This is a genomic window from Roseibium sp. AWQ4_290, from assembly GCF_056160985.1.
Genome location: NZ_JBSWYG010000005.1, coordinates 207,867 through 225,614 on the forward strand (window position 1 = coordinate 207,867; position 17,748 = coordinate 225,614).

Genomic DNA, 17,748 nt, shown 5'->3' on the forward strand with positions numbered 1-17,748 from the left:
ACGATGACATGGCGCCTTCCAGAGCCAGTCTTTGACCGTCGACTGCATCCGGGAGGCTGATGACTTGCTGGCTGATGACTTGCGGGCCGGGCAGGCGCGCTGGTAAAATTCACGTAACTGTAACGTGTTTACATGTTGTTTTGGCGTATCACGGAAAAAGACGCATCTAGAAGCAGACGCGGTCCGGCCCTGCCCGAGTGGCAGACGCCCGGACAATGCCCCGGATCGAGAGACGAATATGCCTGCCTACAAGCCCCCTTTCATAGCACCTTCCGAGATCACCCCGCACAGCGTCTATGTGAACCGGAGGGCCCTGCTTCTGGGCGGGGCTGCAGCGGCGGCGGCCCTTGCGGCCGGGCCGGTGCTGGCTGAGGGGCTGCGCAAACAGGGCGAGGCGCTGACAACGGTTGCCGGGCCTTTTCCAGCGCCCGAAGACAAGGTGACGCCTTTCAAGGACGTCACCAATTACAACAATTTCTATGAATTCGGCACGTCCAAGACAGACCCGGCAAACTACTCGTCGGCGTTCAAGCCGTATCCTTGGACTTTCCGGATCGATGGCATGGTCAAGGCCGAAAAGACCATCGACATTGACACACTCTTGACCAAGTTCCCGCTGGAAGACCGGGTCTACCGGATGCGCTGCGTGGAAGCCTGGTCAATGGTGATCCCCTGGGTCGGTATTCCGCTGAAGTCCATTCTCGATCTGGCAGAACCGCTCGGGTCGGCGAAATATGTCGCCTTTGAAGGGGTGGTTCGCCCGGAGGAAATGCCAGGCCAGCGCGGTTTCGGACAGGCTTTGTCCTGGCCTTACCGGGAGGGTCTGCGTCTTGATGAGGCAAATCACCCGCTGACAATCATGGCGCTTGGTCTTTATGGCAAAACGCTCTTGAACCAGAATGGCGCGCCGATGCGTCTGGTGGTGCCCTGGAAATATGGCTTCAAGGGCATCAAGTCGATCACGAAGATCACGTTGACGGACAAGATGCCGGAGACCAGCTGGAACGATGCGGCGCCCAATGAATACGGCTTCTATGCCAATGTGAACCCGAATGTGCCGCATCCGCGCTGGAGCCAGGCCAGCGAGCGGCGGATTGGCACGGGCGGTGGCCTCTTCAACAGCGGGGAGCGGATCCCAACCCTGATGTTCAACGGGTATGGGGACGAGGTGGCCGGTCTTTATGCGGGGCTGGATCTGAAAGCGAATTTCTGAGGCGTCCATGAGCATCCTGCAACCGGCTCAGCCTGTCTGGTGGCGCAGCCTATGGCGCCCGGCATCTGTCTGGGCTCTTTATGCCGCCGGACTGCTTCCGGCCCTGTGGTATTTCTATCTGGGCGTGACCAACAATCTGGGCGTTGATCCGGTCAAGACTTTTGAACATGTGCTGGGCGTGTGGGCCTTGAGGTTCCTGCTGCTCAGCCTGTGCATCACTCCGGTCCGGGATCTGGCCAGGATCAATCTTCTGCGCTACCGGCGGGCTCTCGGGCTGCTCGCTTTCTATTATGTCTGCTTCCATTTTCTGGTCTATGCGGGGCTCGACCAGCAACTGGTCCTGACAGCGGTCTGGCAGGACATCATCAAGCGTCCCTTTATTACTTTCGGTATGGCTGCCTTTGTTCTGCTGATACCGCTGGCGGCAACGTCAAACGCCTTTTCGGTCCGCAAACTGGGCCGGGCGTGGCAGAAGCTGCACCGGCTGGCCTATGCCGCGGCCGGGCTCGGGGCGCTGCACTTCTTCATGGCGCGCAAGGTGACAGATCCTGAAATCACCTTCTATGTGGCTGTGACCCTTTTGCTGCTTGGCTACCGTCTGGTGCGGTCCAGACTTCTGGCGTGGCGGCAAGGACGGTAGCCCCGCCATCTCCTTGACCGTGGTGCGTTCCAGGTGATTTGCATATTAAGCAAGACCCTCCTCGAAACCGGTCACGGCCTGCCCTGGAGGAAATCCTGACCCGCGGCCAGAGCCTTTCCGCTCGGCGCAACGCCTGGGATAGGCTTCCGCGGAAAGCTGCGCAGTCCGTGCTGCGTCAGCTTCCGTCAGTGGTTTGGGTCTCTTCAAACAGTTTTTCTGCAGCTTCCCGGACCTGTTCTCTGACCCAGGCCAGGGCAGGGTCCCGTGTGCGGTAGCTGTGCCACTGCATCGACTGTTCAAGAGCGGGAATGTCAACAGGCGGTATTGCGGTCTTCAGACCGCCCTGTTTGACGGCCTGTTCGGCCAGTTTGCTCTGGAGCAGCGCAACCCGGTTGGTGCCGCGGATCAGAAGCGGCAAGGACCAGAAGGAGAAGGTTGTCACCTCCGCCTTGATCGTCATGCCCTGTTGCTTGCAGGCCCTTTGGGCAAAGCTGATCCCGCCGCCGGGAGGCTGCATCACCACATGTCCGGCTGCCAGAAACGCCTTGCGGCTGATTTTGCCGTTCTTCAACGGCATACTCTCACTGACCATGCACAGGAACGGGTCTTCGAACAGCTGCTCGCTGGGGTGGTTGGTGGAACAGAAAATGGACGGGGCAATCAGAAGATCGGCTTCGCCCCGTTCCAGAAGCAGGTGCGGATAGTTTTGCTGGGGAGTGAAATTGATCTGCAGTCCCGGAGCCCGGTTGGCCACCTGCCGCAAAAAGACCGGCATAAGGGTGTTGAGCGTATAATCGGAGACGACAAGATTGACGCTTCGTGTGGAGGTCTCCGGCACAAAGGACGGGGTTGCCACGACAGCCGCATCGATCCGCACGATAATATCCCGCAATGGCTGCTCAAGAGATACGGCCAGGGGGGACAGCTCCATGCTTCGGCCCACCTGGATCAGTAGTGGGTCGTCGAAATAGTCCCGCAACCGTCCGAGGGCGTTGCTCATGGCCGACTGGGTGATGAACATCTCTTCGGCCGCCCGGCTCACATTGCGCACCCGGATCAGGGTGTCCAGGGCCGCCAGCAGATTGAGATCAAGATTCTTGAATCGCATCTTTCCCCTCCCAAGGTATGAATCCCGTAAATACAAATCATTGATTAAAGCAATTTTGTAAACATGTCGTTTGTTACTATCTGTCTTTTCAGGGGAGGAAATCGAAACGTATTTCCAAAAATGCGTTCCGATTGGTCTCCCCTTTTGCGAATGCCCGGCGAAGAGGCACCCCAAAGGAGACCAGATGTTCAAGTATTTCCCAACCAACTATCCGTGGAACCTGTCCGTCGATCTGTCGATCGAAATGGGCGCGCGAATAGGCGAGATTGAGGAAATGTGTGCGCCTCTTCAGGAGGCCGCCAAGGCCCGTGATGCGGCTGGAACACAGGCTTTCCGCGAAACCTGGATCACCATGGCCGACAAGCTGGTCGGCCTTGCGGAAGATGACGAGGCCAGGGGACGGATGATCTCCGCCGGAGACAAGCTGGTGCGCGCCGCCAATTACATGCTGACCGCCGAGCGCCTGCAGGCGCATGGGTCCGAAGGACGTGTCGCGCTTTACAAAAGGTTTCTGGCGACCTTTGAAAAAGGTCTCGCCCTGTCGGGGGCCAAGGCGCGCCGGGTTGAAATTCCCTATGAAGGTACGCACCTGTCAGCGCTCTATGTGCCGGCGGACGGTGTTGAGGGGCCGGCGCCCATTCTGGTCCAGGTCAACGGCTTGGACAGCACCAAGGAAATGAAATACCTGGTCGGCCTGCCGGCTTGGCTGGCCGCCCGGGGCGTTGCCTCTCTGGTGGTCGACCAGCCGGGAACGGGCGAAGCCCTCAGGCTTCATGATCTGCACGCCCGCTATGACAGTGAGCATTGGGCGAGCCGGGTGGTCGATTGGCTGGAAGACCAGCCGTTTGCTGATCCGAAGCGTATCGGCATGGAAGGGGTGTCCCTGGGCGGCTATTACTGCCCGCGTGCGGTCGCCTTTGAACCCCGTTTTGCCTGCGGTGTTGTCTGGGGCGCCAATCATGACTGGCGCGATGTTCAGAAAAAGCGTCTCGCCAAGGAAGGCAATTTCCCCGTGCCCCATTACTGGGAGCATGTGCGCTGGGTCTGGGGCGCCAAGGACATGGATGCGTTCCTGAAGATCGCCGAAAAGGTGCATCTGCACGGCATTCTGGATCGGGTCAAGGTTCCCTTCCTTGTCACCCATGGTGAAAAAGACAGCCAGATCCCCGTTCATTGGGCGCAGGAAACCTATGACCAGCTGGTCAACAGCCCGAACCGGGAGCTGAAAGTGTTCGATGCCCGCACCGGCGGCGTTCAACATTCCAGCTTCGACAATTCAGCAAATGCGGGAGCCTATATTGCTGACTGGGTCGCTGAGGTTCTGAGCGGACGCACGGCAGTTACAACGTAAAAGAAGCCTGGCCGGATCCGGCCGGGACGTGGGAGACGAGAGTATGAATATCATCGGTCCTGATTTTCTGGTGTTCGGCGTCGACGATGTTGCCGCGTCAAGCGCCTATCTGACCGATTTCGGCCTTAAGCCGGTCGATGTCGATGAGACGGGTGGGCTCTTTGAGGCGCTGGACGGAACGGGGGTTATCCTCCGGGCGAAGGACGACCCGTCTCTTCCACCGCCGCTGCCGACCGCAAATTTGCTGCGTCAGCAGGTTTATGGTGTTCAGTCCGCCGATGACCTGGAGGCTATTGAGGCGGAGCTGTCCAAGGACCGCCGGGTGACCAGGCTTGCAGACGGATCGCTGGAAACGAAGGATGACCACGGATTTGAACTGAAATTCCAGGTCACGATCCGGCGGGAGCTGACGATGCCGGCGGAAAAGATCAATGCGCCGGGCGCGCCTGCGCAGCGCATGCCGAACGAAATCGGTGTGTGGGAAGAAATGCCGGCTACGCCGCGCACCCTCAGCCATGTGGTCCTGTTCGTGCCCGATATCGACATTGCAACCGGGTTCTACTGCAACCGTCTCGGATTTGTGGTGACGGACATTCTCACCGGGGCCGGTCCTTTCCTGCGCCCGAAGGCAAACGCGGACCATCACACGCTCTTCTTCATCCGCACGCCGGAATACATGAAGGGATGTGAACATCTTGCCTTCCATATGGGCGGACCGACCGAACTCATGGTGGCCGGCACCCGGTTTGTGAAAAAGGGATACCAGAGCTTCTGGGGCCCGGGTCGCCACAAGTTCGGATCCAACTGGTTCTGGTATTTCAACAGTCCGCTTGGCTGCCACTTCGAATATGACGCGGACATGGACAAGCATGACGACACCTGGGTGGCCCGTGAGGCGCCCCATGGCGCCGAAGCTTCCCAGATCATTCTGTTTGAGACACGGGAAAAATGGGCGCCGGGCGGCGGTCCGCCCCCAGGCAAGGAAGGCTGAGCAAACTTGGGGTCATTGAAGGCAGACAGGTTCCCGGCAAGAGGGGCTAACGTGCCTGGCCGATCCTGATGCCCAAGCACAGCGGAACGAGACGGCAAACGGAGACGGGAATGTTGACAGACGAAGACATGCCAGCCCCCGTTCCGCCTGATCAGACCGGCCCTTGCAAGGGCGGGACGGAACGTGTCCGGCTCTGTTCTGGCCGAGAGATCGGCGAAGGCGAAGCCCGCGGGTTCGGCCCGTTGGAAGGCTTTGACCGGAAGGTCATCTTGCTGCGCAAAAACGGTGTTCTTCACGCGTGGCTTGATGCCTGTCCGCATTATTCGAGCGGCACGCCGATGGCCTGGAAAACCGATGCATATTTGAATGGCGGCGGGACCCATGTCGCCTGCCATTCCCACGGGGCGCTTTTCGAAATGGACACGGGCAAATGCGTTCTGGGGCCATGCCTCGGACAATCCCTGACCCGGGTCAAGATTACGGTGACGGAAGAAGACAGCGTCTTTGCCGAGGTCACCGGCTAGGAGGAAGAAATGAGCAAAAGCATCCAGAAGGTGCTGATCATTGGTGGCGGGTTCTCCGGCATGACAGCGGCCTTGCAGCTGTCGCGTCAGGGGTTTGAGGTCGATCTTGTGGAGATAGACGCAGGCTGGCGCTCCTATGGGGCAGGGATCAGCCTGCACGGCTCCACCTTGCGGGTCATACAGCAGCTCGGCCTGCTCGATCAGTTCATGGAAGCCGGTTATGCCTCTGACGATGTGGAGATGCGGGGCCCGGATGACAGCGTGGTGGCCCGCATTCCGACACCGCGCGTTGCCGGCCCCGACATTCCGGGCGGTGGTGCCATCATGCGTCCGGCGCTGGCCAGGATCATGTCTGATGCCGTGCGCGCCTCGGCCACACATGTTCGGTTGGGGCTTACCTTTTCGAAGATTGTTGACACTGATGCCGGCGTATCGGTGACCTTCACCGACGGCACACACGGGCTCTATGACCTTGTAATCGGTGCGGACGGTCTGAATTCGTCCTTACGTAAGACCTGTTTCCCGGATGCTCCGGAGCCTGAATTCATCGGCCAGTCGGTCTGGCGGGCGGTTTTGCCGCGCCCGGAAGGAGTGGATACCATCACCATGTGGATGGGTCCAAAGCTCAAGGTTGGCGTCAATCTGGTGTCAAAGGATCAGGTCTATCTTTTCCTGACCGAAGACCGGATGACGAATGATCACGTGCCACCGGAAACCTTCGTGGAAAGCCTGCGGGCTCTGCTCAGACGGTTCCCGTCTCCGACCATCCAGAAGATCTCAGATCAACTTGGCGAGGACAACCAGATCATCTATCGGCCGCTGGAACATCTGCTTCTGCCGAGGCCCTGGTTCCGGGGGCGGGTGGTTCTAATTGGCGATGCGGTGCATGCCACCACACCCCATCTGGCGGCTGGAGCTTGTATCGGCATTGAGGATGCCGTGGTGCTGACAGAGGAACTTGTCCGGAATGAGGGGCTGGAATCGGCCTTGACCGCCTTTCAGGACCGGCGCTGGGAGCGCTGCCGGATGGTGGTCGAAAATTCCGGTCAGCTGGCCGAGATCGAGATCAAAAACGGGGACCGCCAGCAGCATGCGGCGATCATGCAGGCGTCCATGAAGACCCTGTCCCAGGCGATCTGATCCTTTGGCCTGACCGTCCCGGAGGACGAGACGGGCGGCAGGCAAATGACACATATGAGGAGGGAATATGTCGAAGAAAGAATTCGGCGTAGCCGCCATGGCTGCGCTCGTGGTTGGCCATTGCGCCGGTATGCTGGATCTGGTGGCCCTGCCCGTGTGGGTCGGAGCCCTGGTGGAACGCTATGGATTCAGCCCGCAGGAGAGCGGCGCGCTGGCCACGCTCTTCCTTTTGGGGGCAGTTGCCGCCAGCCTTGTTCTGGCCCCGCGGTTCAACCAGCTGAACCAGCGCCTCGTGGCCACAATGGGCTTTGCCCTGTCTGCGGCCGCCTTCCTTATCACCTCCACCCAGTCCAGCTTTGTGCCCCTGGCCGTCCTTCACCTGATTGCCGGTCTGTCGGCAGGCTCGGCGCTGTCCATGGTGCATGGCACGATGGGTCATTCGGGCAATCCGCACCGGCTGTTCGCGGCTGCGGGCATGGCGCTTGGCCTCTTTGCCATCATCTTGCTGGCGGCGCTGCCGCAGCTGCTGATTGCTCAGGGCGGTCCGGTGATGTTTGAGGTGTTCGGTGGCGTCATGGTTCTGGCCGCGCTCGCCTCTGCCGTTCTGTTCCGCAATCCGGGACAGGTGGAAGAGCAGGCCAAGACCCCCTTTAGCAAGGCTACCTGGTTTACCATTTTGGGCATCAGCATCATGACCTTCAACCAGGCCATGGTGTTCTCCTTCGTGGAAGTGATCGGCAAGGCCAGAGGTTTTGAGACCCAGCTGGTGCTGGGCGTTCTGATTGCGCTCGGCTTCATCAACTTCCTGATCCCGGCGCCGCTGGCCACTTTTTTACAAAACCGGGTGTCCGCCACGCGGGTCACCCAGATAGGCCCCGCCATTCAGGCGGTTCTTGCGCTCGGAGTTACCACGGCCACCATCGCGCCGCTCTGGGCCCCCTCTGCAGCTTTTTTTGTGGCGATCCAGATCTTTACGCACACGTTCGCCTTCGGCCTTCTGGCACGGCTTGATCCGTCGGGCCGGGCAGTTGCAGCCACTCCGGCCATGCTCATGATCGGCGCTGCGCTGGGGCCGATTGCCGGTGGTGTTCTGGGCGAAAATTTCGGCTTCCACACGCTCGGCATTGCCGCCGTGCTGGTGGCGGTCCTGTCGATCACCTTGTTTACAAAGGCTAGAAACGCATGACTGAGTTTCCCCCCATCACCCGCATTGTCACCGGCCATGGGGAGGATGGCCGGTCAATCCTGACCGACGTCGGACCTCTAGCGACCGTCAGTGAAATCAAGGCCATACCGGGCACCGTCTTTCATGAGGTCTGGGCGACCGGAGCAACGCCAGCGCCCATCGGGCCGGACGGAGCGGACCCGGCCGCCGGGGCGATCACTTTGCCGCCACCGGCCGGAGGCACCCGCATCCGGTTTGTCGACATTCCTCCGGATACGGAAGAGTTCCTGAAATCCGGCTCGAAGCAGGTGGGCGATGCCTTTGCGCAGATCGGCGACAGCAACGCCTCGACCGTCAAGACAGATTCCCCCCATCCCCTGATGCACCGGACCGAATCCATTGACTATGGCATCGTGATTGAAGGGGAACTGACCCTTGTGGTGGATGACGGCGAGGTGGTTCTCAAACCCGGTTCCGTGGTCGTTCAGCGGGGCACCAATCATGCCTGGGCCAACCGCTCCGGCAAACTGTGCCGGATGCTGTTTGTGCTTGTGTCCGGAGAATACGAACCGGCCCTGTCCCAAATCCTGTTGGACCGGGACAACGGTCAGTCTCCTGCGGATCAGGAAGGGACCCAGGCATGAAACTTGCCACCTATCATGACGGCAGCCGCGACGGCCAGCTCTGGGTTGTCTCAAGGGATGCCACACAAGCTGTGGCCGCAACTGGCATCGCTGCCACGCTGCTGGAAGCGATCGAGGCCTGGAACGACACCGCGCCCCGTCTGGATGCGCTATATGCGCGGCTGAACGCGGGTGAAGAACCGTTTGCGACTGCCTTTGAGCCGGAGCGCTGCCTGGCCCCCATGCCACGGGCGCCGCAATGGCTGGATGCCTCGGCGTTTCTCAATCACGGGCGGCTGATGGACAAGGCGTTCGACAATCAGCCCAACCCGGATTTTGAGACCATTCCGCTGGTTTATCAGGGCGCGAGCGATGATTTTCGCGGGCCGTTGGCCCCGGTCGAGTTTCCCGATGAAGCGCTGTTCATCGATATGGAAGGCGAATTCGGCGTGATCGTCGGCGATGTGCCGATGGGCGCGTCGGCGCAGGACGCGCTCGATCAGGTGAAGCTGCTGGTTCAAATCAATGACTGGTCGCTGCGCTCTGTTGGCCCGCGCGAAATGCGGGCCGGATTTGGGTTTCTGCAGGCCAAGCCGTCCTCTAGCTTTGCCCCGATTGCCATCACGCCGGACGAGATCGGAGACTGCTGGCAGGAGGGCCGGATCGGCCTGACCCTGCATGTGGAGGTCAATGGCCGGGAAGTCGGCCGCGCCCATGGCCGGGAGATGCATTTTTCCTTTGGCGAGCTGATTGCCCATTGCGTCCGGACCCGCCGCCTGAGCGCGGGTACGATTGTCGGATCGGGAACCGTGTCCAACGAGGCCCGCTCGGCCGGGTCGTCCTGTATCTCGGAGATCCGGGTGATTGAGCTTTTGGACGAGGGCAGTCCCAAGACCCCTTTCCTGAGTTTCGGCGACACCGTGCGCATGGAAGGTCGGTTGCCGGATGGCTCGGCGCCCTTCGGGGTGATCGACCAGAAAGTGGTGCAAAACTGATGCGTGTCCTGGTGACCGGAGCGGATGGATTTGTCGGGCAGGCTTTGGCGCAGCGTCTTGCGGACAACTGGCCGGATCTCACACATCTCGTTCTGTGTGACAGGGGCTTTCAGGCGAAGGGACCGGCAGGGGCGGAATGCCGGGAAGGGGATCTTGCCGATCCGGCCTTCCGGGACAGCCTGTTCGATCCGGCGCCGGATCTGGTCTTTCATCTGGCCAGCGTGCCCGGCAGCCTTGCCGAACGCAAAGCGGAAACAGGCTACGCCATCAATCTGACGGCCTCGCTGGCGCTGGCCAGACTGGCTGCGGCGCGGCGCCCGGGAACCCGGTTCGTGTTTGCGTCTTCCATCGCGGTTTATGGAGACCTGGGCACGGAACCCGTTACGGCGGCCACACGGCCGCAACCGGTTCTCAGCTATGGCGCACACAAGTTGATGACCGAGATCCAGCTGACCGACCAGACCCGGCGCGGTGATCTTTCGGCGATCAGCCTGCGTCTGCCGGGCATTGTCGCCCGGCCCGCAGCCGAAAGCGGGCACGGCTCGGCCTTCATGAGCCAGATCTTTCATCATATTGCGCAGAACCGGTCTTATAACTGTCCGGTGCCGGGCGAGAGTTCCTGCTGGTGGATGTCCCGCAGCGCTGCCGTCGGCAATCTGATCCATGCAGCCGGGTTCGATACTCTGCCCGGAACGGTCGTTCAGATTCCGGTTCTGCAGGCAACTGTTGCAGAGGTGGCCCGGGCCATCTCCAGGGTCTGCGGCCATGCTCCGGATATCCGCTGGGGCGATGACAGCCACCTTCAACGCCTGTTTGGCGCCATGCCTTCGCTGGACGCCACACCGGCGCATTCTTCCGGGTTCTGGTGTGACCGGGATCCGATTTCCCTGGCCAAGGCCATTCTTGCCACCGGAGTTTCATCATGAAAATCCTCGATCTCTCCGTCGCAATTGAAAATGACATTCCTGCCGATCCACCCGGTCTCGGACCGCAGATCACCTATACGGCCCATGAAGAAGGGTCGGAAGAAGTGCTCCGCTTCTTTCCTGGCCTCGACATTGCCGATGTTCCAGGCGGCGAGGGCTGGGCGGTTGAACAGCTCAACCTGACCGCCCATGCGGGCACCCATCTGGACGCTCCCTGGCATTTTGCATCCACCATGAACAACGGTGAGCGGGCCTGGACCATTGACGAAGTTCCGCTGGACTGGTGCATCCGGCCCGGTGTCAAGCTGGACCTGCGCCATCTGGACGATGGCTATGTCGCCACTGCCGCAGATCTTCAGGAGGCGGTGGCCGCCACCGGGCACACGCTGCAGCCGTTTGACATTGTTCTGGTCAACACAGCTGCGGGGGCCACCTATGGCCAGCCGCAGTTTCTCGGCAAGGGCTGCGGCATCGGGCGCGAAGCCACGCTCTGGCTGATGGATCAGGGCGTCAAAATCGCCGGAACCGATGCCTGGTCCTGGGATGCGCCGTTTCCGGTCACGGCCAAACGCTTTGCCGAAACCAAGGATGCGGGCCTGATCTGGGAGGGTCACAAGGCCGCACGGGAAGGCATATTCATGCATATGGAAAAGCTCACCCGACTGGATGAGCTGCCAGGCAGCGGTTTCACAGTGTCCTGCCTGCCGGTCAAGATCCGGGGCGGCTCGGCCGGCTGGTGCCGGGCCATTGCCATGCTGGACAGCTGACGGCCCGGCCGTCACGAGCGTCTGGCCTGCAAGTGTTCATAGCAACCTCACCAAATAAAAACCTATCCAACAGGTTCTTATTTGGTGAGGCTGGTCGTTAGTGTGCAACGAGTATCAGTTTGGGCCGATCATCTTTTCCGGCCGCACCAGCGCATCGAATTCGTCTTCGCTTACATAGCCAAGTTTCAAAGCTTCCTCACGCAAAGACGTGCCGTTCTTGTGGGCGGTCTTGGCGATCTCAGTTGCCTTGTCATACCCGATGGCCGGGGCAAGGGCTGTCACCAGCATCAAGGAGCGTTCCATCAGGGTCTTGATGTTGTCCTCATTCGCCGTGATGCCGGACACGCACCGGTCGGCGAAGCTGCGGCTGGCATCGGCCAGAAGCTTGATGGATTGCAGCATAGCGTAGGCCATGACCGGCTTATAGACATTCAGCTCAAAATGGCCCTGGCTTCCGGCAAAGGAGATCGTGGTCTGGTTGCCGAAGACCTGCGCACAGACCATGGTCATGGCTTCACACTGGGTTGGGTTGACCTTGCCCGGCATGATCGAGGAGCCGGGCTCGTTTTCCGGCAGGGACAACTCCCCAAGGCCAGACCGGGGGCCGGAGCCGAGCAGGCGGATGTCATTGGCGATTTTGAACAGAGACGCGGCCACCGTGTTCAGCGCGCCATGGGCGTAGACATAGGCGTCATGAGCCGCAAGAGCCTCGAATTTGTTTGGCGCGGTGCGGAAGGGCAGACCGGTGATCCTGGCAACTTCTGCTGCAAAATCTTCGGCAAAGCCTGCCTTGGTGTTGAGGCCGGTGCCGACAGCCGTGCCACCCTGGGCCAAATCGTAAAGACCATCTGAGGCTTCCTCGACCCGGAGCAGCGCCATGCCGAGCTGGGCTGCATAGCCGCCAAATTCCTGGCCGAGGGTCAAGGGGGTCGCGTCCTGGGTGTGGGTGCGGCCGATCTTGACGATCTCCGCCCACTGGGCTGCCTTGGCCTCAAGGGCGTCTTTCAGATGTGCCAGAGCGGGCAGAAGGGTCTCATGGATTTCCCGAGCAGCGGAAATATGCATGGCAGTTGGAAAGGTGTCGTTGGACGACTGGCTCATGTTGCAATGGTCATTCGGATGGACCGGCGTTTTCGAACCGATCTCACCGCCCAGGATTTCGATGGCCCGGTTGGCAATGACCTCATTGGAATTCATGTTCGACTGGGTTCCGGAGCCTGTCTGCCAGACAACAAGGGGAAAATCGCCGTCAAACTTTCCCTCGGCCACTTCGCCCGCCGCCTGGTCAATGGCGCCTGCAAGCTCGGGTGCCAGCTTGCCCTGGGCCTTGTTGACCCGGGCCGCCGCCTGCTTGATCACCCCAAGCGCATGAACCAGCGGCAGGGGCATGGTCTCGCCGCCAATGGGGAAGTTGATCAGCGAGCGGGCCGTCTGGGCGCCGTAATACTTGTCGCCCGGAATATCCAGAGCGCCGAAAGAGTCGCTTTCCTTGCGGGGAGTGTTGGACATGGATCACCTCTAGCAAAAGTTGGGTCGTAAGCGTGTTCAGGGTATGAGCGGCACAGGCACCTCTAGATGGGGATGCTTGCCGGGCCTGCCTGAACAAAATGCAGCTTGTTGCCGTCCGGATCGCTCAGGCTGAAGCGGAGGCCGTCATTCCCGCAGTGCTGAAGACGGCCGGGAGCGGGCAGGCCCCGGTGCTGACAGGCCCGGTGCAGCTTCTCGAGATTCTTGACGCGCACCACAATGTCGAGCGCTGGCCGCTGCGCCTCAGCGCCGGTGCGCAGCAGTTTCAGATCAAGCCCGCAGCCGCGCACGCGCAAACCATCAAGATCCTTATAGACCGCGACGCCTGGCAACGCGCTGTAAAACACGCAGGTACGTCTTAAGTCGGACGCGGGCAGCAGCGGGAGGGGTGTCGTTTCGGGCGCGGCAGGAGCGCCTCTCTTGCGGGCCTTGTGCCGGAAAGTGTCGAAAGATCTCGGATTGGCTCTCATGGCGTTCGGCGGCCTCTTGACGTGATGGGGGGCAGGTGTCGCTCATCACTCCGGCCGGGCCTTTGGGAAAAGCGCCGGGCCCATTCGGTTGGCTTGTTGCTGACCGCCATGCAGAGCGAAGATGATGTTTTCCCTATTAAACTTGAGTTTAAATATCAAGTTTAATTTCGTGGGGATCCGGGGCGCATCGCAAGAGGGCCTGTCAGACTTCACACTTCTACTGGAACGGGGGCTTTTCTCACGGCCCATGCGAGGATAGGGTGCGCGGCGCTTGCGGGTGAGGATTTGAGGAGAGGCCCGGGCTGTTGACCTGTCTTCGTATGCCGGAATGCAGCGAAGAATGCCCTCGCTGCTGTCTAGAACGGAGCCCTGACCCTTGCACCATTCGTCCACCTATGTCGGCCTGGCTGAGGCCGATGCCGCCTTCCGCCAGCTGATTGATCATGCGCTTGGCCATGATGTGCCCGTTGAAGAAACCGGTGCCGGACGCGCCACACTTGGCGGCGCCAATCAGGTCATTGATATCGTATCGGATGGCAACGGGCTTGCGATCAAAGTGTCCGCAGAAAGCGAGAGCGCACTCTATTTTCTAAGAGAGGCAGTGGTACTGCATCTGGCGGAAGTGGACAGTAAAAGCGCGCAGGCGCTGCGTTGGGATGGCATTGCAGCTGGCGCCGGTGCGTCCCGGCTGCCTTCCAATTTTCATGCGGCCAAAATAGCAGGGCGCAGGGCGCCCATACCGGGCCTGATCCGGCTCACACTGTCCTTTGAGACTTGGGATGACAGCCTGTGCGGGCCCGGCCTGCACGTCAAGCTGCTTGTGCCCATGACGCCGGGCAGGCTCCCGGTCTGGCCGGTTGCAGAGGCCAATGGCGCGACCCGGTGGCCTTCGGGAGAGGACGAGTTGCATGTGCGCTACTACACCATCAAGTCAGCGGATCCCGTCACCCGGACCGTGGAGATCGACATTGTCTGCCATGAGGGCGGCCGGGTGACGGGCTGGGCGAAAGCGGCTCGTCCCGGCGACCCCGTCGGCCTGATGGGACCCGCAGGCCGCGAACGGCCGGAAGCCGGTCAGTCTGTTTTTCTAGCGGGTGACCAGACTGCCTTGCCTGCCTTGGCGCGCACCCTTGAGACCCTGGCGCCGGGAACCCGGGGAACCCTTTTGGCGGCAGCAGATGGGTTGGAAACGCTTCAAGCCTATCTGCCTGAGACGGGACTTGATCTGGTTGCTCTGCCACCCGCTCGTTTCGCGGAAGACTGTTTGGGGCAGGCGCGGCATCTCGTCGCATCAAGTTGGCCGGATTTTGCCTGGTTTGCCGGGGAACATCAGAACGCGCAGGCGATGCGCAAGCTCTTCAAGGGGGAGTGGGGCCTGACAAAGGGGCAGCAATACGCCATCGCCTACTGGCGGGATATTTAACGGGTCCAGCCGATAAGAAGCGCCCGGCCCTTGTTGAAAGGGCCAGGCCGTTTGTCGTCATATTCTCAGAAAGGCCAGCCGGACGCGGCTCTAGCCGATGGTGGCGTGCCGTTTGCCCCGTGTGGCCAGAAGGGCCAGGGCCAGCAGAGTAACCAGGGCGCCGGACAGGAGATAGAAACCGGCAAATATCAGCCCGAATTCCTGTGTGAGGCCAAGGGCCACCAACGGTGCAAAAGCGGCGCCGAAGATCCAGGACAAGTTTGTTGCCAACGCGCTGCCCGTATAGCGGTATTTCTGCTCAAACCGGTTTGGCAGGATCGCACTTGCCTGGCCATAGGAGAGGCCCATCAGCACATAGCCGACCAGCACATAGGCAAAGGCGTGGGTTTCCAGGGCCGAGACCGAGAAGCTGAACAGCCCGATCAGGACCGACACAATGGCCAGCATGCGCCGGCGGCCGAACCGGTCGGACAGGATGCCGGAGAACACCACGGCCGGAATGCCACAGACACCGCCGATCAGCAGCAGAAGCAGGAAGTCGGAAATCGGGGCTTCCCCGGTCAGATAGTCAAAGGCGAGCGGGTAAACCGTGACCATGTGCAGGATCGCGTAGCTGGCCAGGGGCAGGAAGGTTGCCAGCAGCACGTCTTTCCAGTGAACCGACAGCATTTCCAGGAAGGGGGCGGATTTGAGCTGGACTTCTTCCTTCAGGATTTCGTGTCCGTCGCTGTGAATGAGCTGTAGGCGGGCGAACAGGGAAACGACATTGACGGCCAGAACCGCAAAAAACGGCCAGCGCCAGCCCCAGGTTATGAATTCCTCATCGGTCAGAAAGCCGGTCAGCACATAGAAGATGGCGGCGGCAACACACAGCCCGATCGGCGCACCGAGCTGGGGGATCATCGCGTACCAGCCCTTGCGATGCTGCGGTGCGTTGGTTTGCAGGAGCAGCGTCATTCCGTCCCAGGAGCCGCCCTTGCCGATGCCCTGGCCGATCCGGAACACGATCAGCAGGATGGGCGCCAGGATCCCGAGACTCTCGTAACCCGGCAGCAGGCCGATCGCCATGGTGGAGCCGCCGAGCACAAAAAGGGCAATGGTGATCTTGCCCGCGCGGCCCACACGCCGTTCCAGAAGCTTGAAGGCCTGGCTGGCGAAAGGTCTTGCGATGAAGGCCAGCGGGAACACGGCGAAAGACAGAAGCATCCCTGTGGCCGGGTCATAATTTGGAAAAAAGAGCCGCGGAAACACCAGGACGGAGGCGAATGCGTAAACGAAAAAGCCGAAATAGTCGGTGACCCTGGCCATGATGACCGTGATCACAAGCTCATCCACCTCGAGATGTGCCCTTTTTCCATCCTGGGGTTTCTCGTGGATATTCGCAATATCAGTCATTCGTATCTCCTCCCGTTACGAATAACCTCATATTATTTCCCTCAGACCATTTGTGAATAGCGAAAATAACTTTATCATTGGAGTTCAAAACCGCTTGCCAAAGGAAGCAAGCTTATTGTGCCGCTGGGGAAGATGCTGCGGCGCAATAGGATGATTGACGTGCTGGCCTTTATCGTCTGTTATGTTGCGGCGCAAAAGCGTCTTGCATGACTGATCTTGTTTTACTACAAGGCCCACAACACCGAAAAGCCATCTTCTGAAAACCACTCGTCAGCAACATCCTGTGCGTCTGCACGAAGTTTCGTTTAAACGACAGCAATGAACCGTGGTGCGACCTATATGAAAACACTCCGCAACCTCAGCCTTTTTGCGCTCGCACCGCTTTTGGGCGGCTGCAATCTCGTGGTGATGAACCCGTCGGGGGATATTGCCAGCCAGCAGGCCGACCTGATCATCTATTCCACGGTGCTCATGCTGATCGTCGTGCTGCCGGTCATGGCGCTGACCGTATTTTTCGCCTTCAAATACCGGGCGACGAACAAAAACGCTGAATACGATCCGGAGTGGCATCATTCTACCAATCTTGAGATTGTCATCTGGAGTGTTCCGATGGCGATCATCTTGTGCCTTGCCGGACTGACCTGGGTCGCGACGCACCGGCTGGAGCCCTATAATCCGTTGTCGCGGATTTCGGCCGACAAGCCGATGCCCGCAGATGCAAAGCCCCTGGTAATCCAGGCGGTGGCGATGGACTGGAAATGGCTGTTCATCTATCCCGAACAGGGCATAGCTGCGGTCAATGAAGTGGCTGCTCCGGTCGACCGGCCAGTGAAATTCGAAATCACCTCATCCACGGTGATGAACTCGTTCTATATTCCGGCCCTGGCCGGGCAGATCTATGCCATGGCGGGCATGCAGACCGAGCTGAACGCGGTCATCAACGAAGAAGGCAGCTTCAAGGGCTTTTCCGCCAACTACAGCGGCGCCGGCTTCTCCCATATGAATTTCCAGTTCAAGGGCATGACCCATGAGGGGTTCGACCAGTGGGTGGAGAAGGTCGCCGCAGTGGATGAGCCGATGGACCGGGACACATTTGTTGCGCTCGACAAACCGAGCATCGATCATCCGGTCACCTACTACGGCGCGGTCGACGGGCAATTGTGGGACGCAATCATCAACCTGTGCGTGGAACGCGGCACACTGTGCCAGAACGATATGATGATGGTGGATGCGCTTGGCGGGGGCGGCCTTGAAGGCCTTTACCTGCGCGAAGTCTTTGCCGGTATCTGCAGCTCCAACGACCCGGCCGCCCGCATGGCGAAGATCCGGATCGACCGGGAGCTTGCCAAGACCGAAGACGGCGACACTCCCAACATGTCGGTTGCCAGGACGGATATCAACGCCCTGGACCAGATTTTGGCGCTGTCCGGACGGACGTCCGCAGCATCTCAAACAAGTCAAACCAACTGAACTTATGACCGGGTCGATGG

At 60.2% G+C, this 17,748-nt stretch carries 17 protein-coding genes; 13 read left to right on the forward strand and 4 right to left on the reverse strand.

Annotated elements, in window-relative coordinates; translation table 11 throughout:
- Nucleotides 1-238 precede the first annotated feature (238 nt).
- Both msrP and msrQ read left to right on the forward strand, forming a co-directional pair.
- A complete protein-coding gene (gene msrP / locus ACXAH0_RS07240; protein WP_475189973.1) occupies nt 239-1,213 on the forward strand; it encodes a protein-methionine-sulfoxide reductase catalytic subunit MsrP in 975 nt (324 codons plus the stop codon).
- Between the two features lie 7 nt (nt 1,214-1,220).
- A complete protein-coding gene (msrQ, locus tag ACXAH0_RS07245) occupies nt 1,221-1,853 on the forward strand; it encodes a protein-methionine-sulfoxide reductase heme-binding subunit MsrQ (RefSeq protein WP_475189974.1) in 633 nt (210 codons plus the stop codon).
- Nucleotides 1,854-2,028: 175 nt separating this feature from the next.
- Here msrQ and ACXAH0_RS07250 read toward each other — a convergent pair whose 3' ends face one another.
- The gene (locus tag ACXAH0_RS07250; RefSeq protein ID WP_475184004.1) at nt 2,029-2,961 is read right to left on the reverse strand and encodes a LysR substrate-binding domain-containing protein; all 933 of its coding nucleotides are present in this window, start codon (nt 2,959-2,961) and stop codon (nt 2,029-2,031) included.
- 184 nt (nt 2,962-3,145) lie between these two features.
- Between ACXAH0_RS07250 and ACXAH0_RS07255 the strand changes: the two genes are divergently transcribed.
- The 9 genes from ACXAH0_RS07255 (at nt 3,146) to ACXAH0_RS07295 (ending at nt 11,443) form a co-directional block, all read left to right on the forward strand.
- Nucleotides 3,146-4,312, forward strand: a complete 1,167-nt coding sequence (locus ACXAH0_RS07255) for an alpha/beta hydrolase family protein (protein ID WP_475189975.1) — start codon at nt 3,146-3,148, stop codon at nt 4,310-4,312.
- 43 nt (nt 4,313-4,355) lie between these two features.
- Nucleotides 4,356-5,303, forward strand: a complete 948-nt coding sequence (locus ACXAH0_RS07260; protein WP_475189978.1) for a VOC family protein — start codon at nt 4,356-4,358, stop codon at nt 5,301-5,303.
- Between the two features lie 110 nt (nt 5,304-5,413).
- Complete coding sequence (locus tag ACXAH0_RS07265) at nt 5,414-5,827, forward strand: Rieske (2Fe-2S) protein (protein WP_475183995.1); 414 nt, start codon at nt 5,414-5,416, stop codon at nt 5,825-5,827.
- Nucleotides 5,828-5,836: 9 nt separating this feature from the next.
- Complete coding sequence (locus tag ACXAH0_RS07270) at nt 5,837-6,967, forward strand: FAD-dependent oxidoreductase (protein WP_475183993.1); 1,131 nt, start codon at nt 5,837-5,839, stop codon at nt 6,965-6,967.
- 67 nt (nt 6,968-7,034) lie between these two features.
- Nucleotides 7,035-8,153: an MFS transporter gene (locus tag ACXAH0_RS07275; protein WP_475183990.1), complete on the forward strand. Its 1,119-nt coding sequence runs from the start codon at nt 7,035-7,037 to the stop codon at nt 8,151-8,153.
- Nucleotides 8,150-8,776: a cupin domain-containing protein gene (locus ACXAH0_RS07280; protein WP_475189979.1), complete on the forward strand. Its 627-nt coding sequence runs from the start codon at nt 8,150-8,152 to the stop codon at nt 8,774-8,776. The genes ACXAH0_RS07275 and ACXAH0_RS07280 overlap by 4 nt, the downstream gene beginning before the upstream one ends.
- Nucleotides 8,773-9,750, forward strand: coding sequence for a fumarylacetoacetate hydrolase family protein (locus ACXAH0_RS07285; protein WP_475189980.1), 978 nt, complete (start codon nt 8,773-8,775; stop codon nt 9,748-9,750). Before ACXAH0_RS07280 ends, ACXAH0_RS07285 begins: the two co-directional genes overlap by 4 nt.
- Nucleotides 9,750-10,676, forward strand: coding sequence for an NAD-dependent epimerase/dehydratase family protein (locus ACXAH0_RS07290; protein WP_475183983.1), 927 nt, complete (start codon nt 9,750-9,752; stop codon nt 10,674-10,676). Before ACXAH0_RS07285 ends, ACXAH0_RS07290 begins: the two co-directional genes overlap by 1 nt.
- Nucleotides 10,673-11,443, forward strand: coding sequence for a cyclase family protein (locus ACXAH0_RS07295; protein ID WP_475189982.1), 771 nt, complete (start codon nt 10,673-10,675; stop codon nt 11,441-11,443). Before ACXAH0_RS07290 ends, ACXAH0_RS07295 begins: the two co-directional genes overlap by 4 nt.
- A 114-nt stretch (nt 11,444-11,557) precedes the next feature.
- Here the strand turns inward: ACXAH0_RS07295 and fumC are convergent, their stop codons facing one another.
- Nucleotides 11,558-12,952 carry a class II fumarate hydratase gene (fumC, locus tag ACXAH0_RS07300; RefSeq protein ID WP_475183978.1) on the reverse strand — a complete coding sequence of 465 codons (1,395 nt, stop codon included), beginning with the start codon at nt 12,950-12,952 and terminating at the stop codon, nt 11,558-11,560.
- A gap of 62 nt (nt 12,953-13,014) precedes the next feature.
- Nucleotides 13,015-13,317 carry a VOC family protein gene (locus ACXAH0_RS07305; protein ID WP_475189984.1) on the reverse strand — a complete coding sequence of 101 codons (303 nt, stop codon included), beginning with the start codon at nt 13,315-13,317 and terminating at the stop codon, nt 13,015-13,017.
- Between the two features lie 499 nt (nt 13,318-13,816).
- Here ACXAH0_RS07305 and ACXAH0_RS07310 point away from each other — a divergent pair, with 499 nt between their 5' ends.
- Nucleotides 13,817-14,863, forward strand: coding sequence for a siderophore-interacting protein (locus tag ACXAH0_RS07310; protein ID WP_475189986.1), 1,047 nt, complete (start codon nt 13,817-13,819; stop codon nt 14,861-14,863).
- Nucleotides 14,864-14,953: 90 nt separating this feature from the next.
- On the opposite strand, the gene ACXAH0_RS07315 is transcribed toward ACXAH0_RS07310, so the two are convergent.
- The gene (locus ACXAH0_RS07315; protein WP_475183972.1) at nt 14,954-16,258 is read right to left on the reverse strand and encodes an MFS transporter; all 1,305 of its coding nucleotides are present in this window, start codon (nt 16,256-16,258) and stop codon (nt 14,954-14,956) included.
- Nucleotides 16,259-16,597: 339 nt separating this feature from the next.
- Between ACXAH0_RS07315 and cyoA the strand changes: the two genes are divergently transcribed.
- Nucleotides 16,598-17,728, forward strand: coding sequence for a ubiquinol oxidase subunit II (gene cyoA, locus ACXAH0_RS07320; RefSeq protein ID WP_475183970.1), 1,131 nt, complete (start codon nt 16,598-16,600; stop codon nt 17,726-17,728).
- The last annotated feature ends 20 nt before the right edge of the window (nt 17,729-17,748 follow it).

Coding starts and splice junctions, on each gene's coding strand:
- msrP (WP_475189973.1), top strand. CDS start 239: ATGCCTGCCTACAAGCCCCCTTTCATAGCACCTTCCGAGATCACCCCG.
- msrQ (WP_475189974.1), top strand. CDS start 1,221: ATGAGCATCCTGCAACCGGCTCAGCCTGTCTGGTGGCGCAGCCTATGG.
- ACXAH0_RS07250 (WP_475184004.1), bottom strand. CDS start 2,961: ATGCGATTCAAGAATCTTGATCTCAATCTGCTGGCGGCCCTGGACACC.
- ACXAH0_RS07255 (WP_475189975.1), top strand. CDS start 3,146: ATGTTCAAGTATTTCCCAACCAACTATCCGTGGAACCTGTCCGTCGAT.
- ACXAH0_RS07260 (WP_475189978.1), top strand. CDS start 4,356: ATGAATATCATCGGTCCTGATTTTCTGGTGTTCGGCGTCGACGATGTT.
- ACXAH0_RS07265 (WP_475183995.1), top strand. CDS start 5,414: ATGTTGACAGACGAAGACATGCCAGCCCCCGTTCCGCCTGATCAGACC.
- ACXAH0_RS07270 (WP_475183993.1), top strand. CDS start 5,837: ATGAGCAAAAGCATCCAGAAGGTGCTGATCATTGGTGGCGGGTTCTCC.
- ACXAH0_RS07275 (WP_475183990.1), top strand. CDS start 7,035: ATGTCGAAGAAAGAATTCGGCGTAGCCGCCATGGCTGCGCTCGTGGTT.
- ACXAH0_RS07280 (WP_475189979.1), top strand. CDS start 8,150: ATGACTGAGTTTCCCCCCATCACCCGCATTGTCACCGGCCATGGGGAG.
- ACXAH0_RS07285 (WP_475189980.1), top strand. CDS start 8,773: ATGAAACTTGCCACCTATCATGACGGCAGCCGCGACGGCCAGCTCTGG.
- ACXAH0_RS07290 (WP_475183983.1), top strand. CDS start 9,750: ATGCGTGTCCTGGTGACCGGAGCGGATGGATTTGTCGGGCAGGCTTTG.
- ACXAH0_RS07295 (WP_475189982.1), top strand. CDS start 10,673: ATGAAAATCCTCGATCTCTCCGTCGCAATTGAAAATGACATTCCTGCC.
- fumC (WP_475183978.1), bottom strand. CDS start 12,952: ATGTCCAACACTCCCCGCAAGGAAAGCGACTCTTTCGGCGCTCTGGAT.
- ACXAH0_RS07315 (WP_475183972.1), bottom strand. CDS start 16,258: ATGACTGATATTGCGAATATCCACGAGAAACCCCAGGATGGAAAAAGG.
- cyoA (WP_475183970.1), top strand. CDS start 16,598: ATGAAAACACTCCGCAACCTCAGCCTTTTTGCGCTCGCACCGCTTTTG.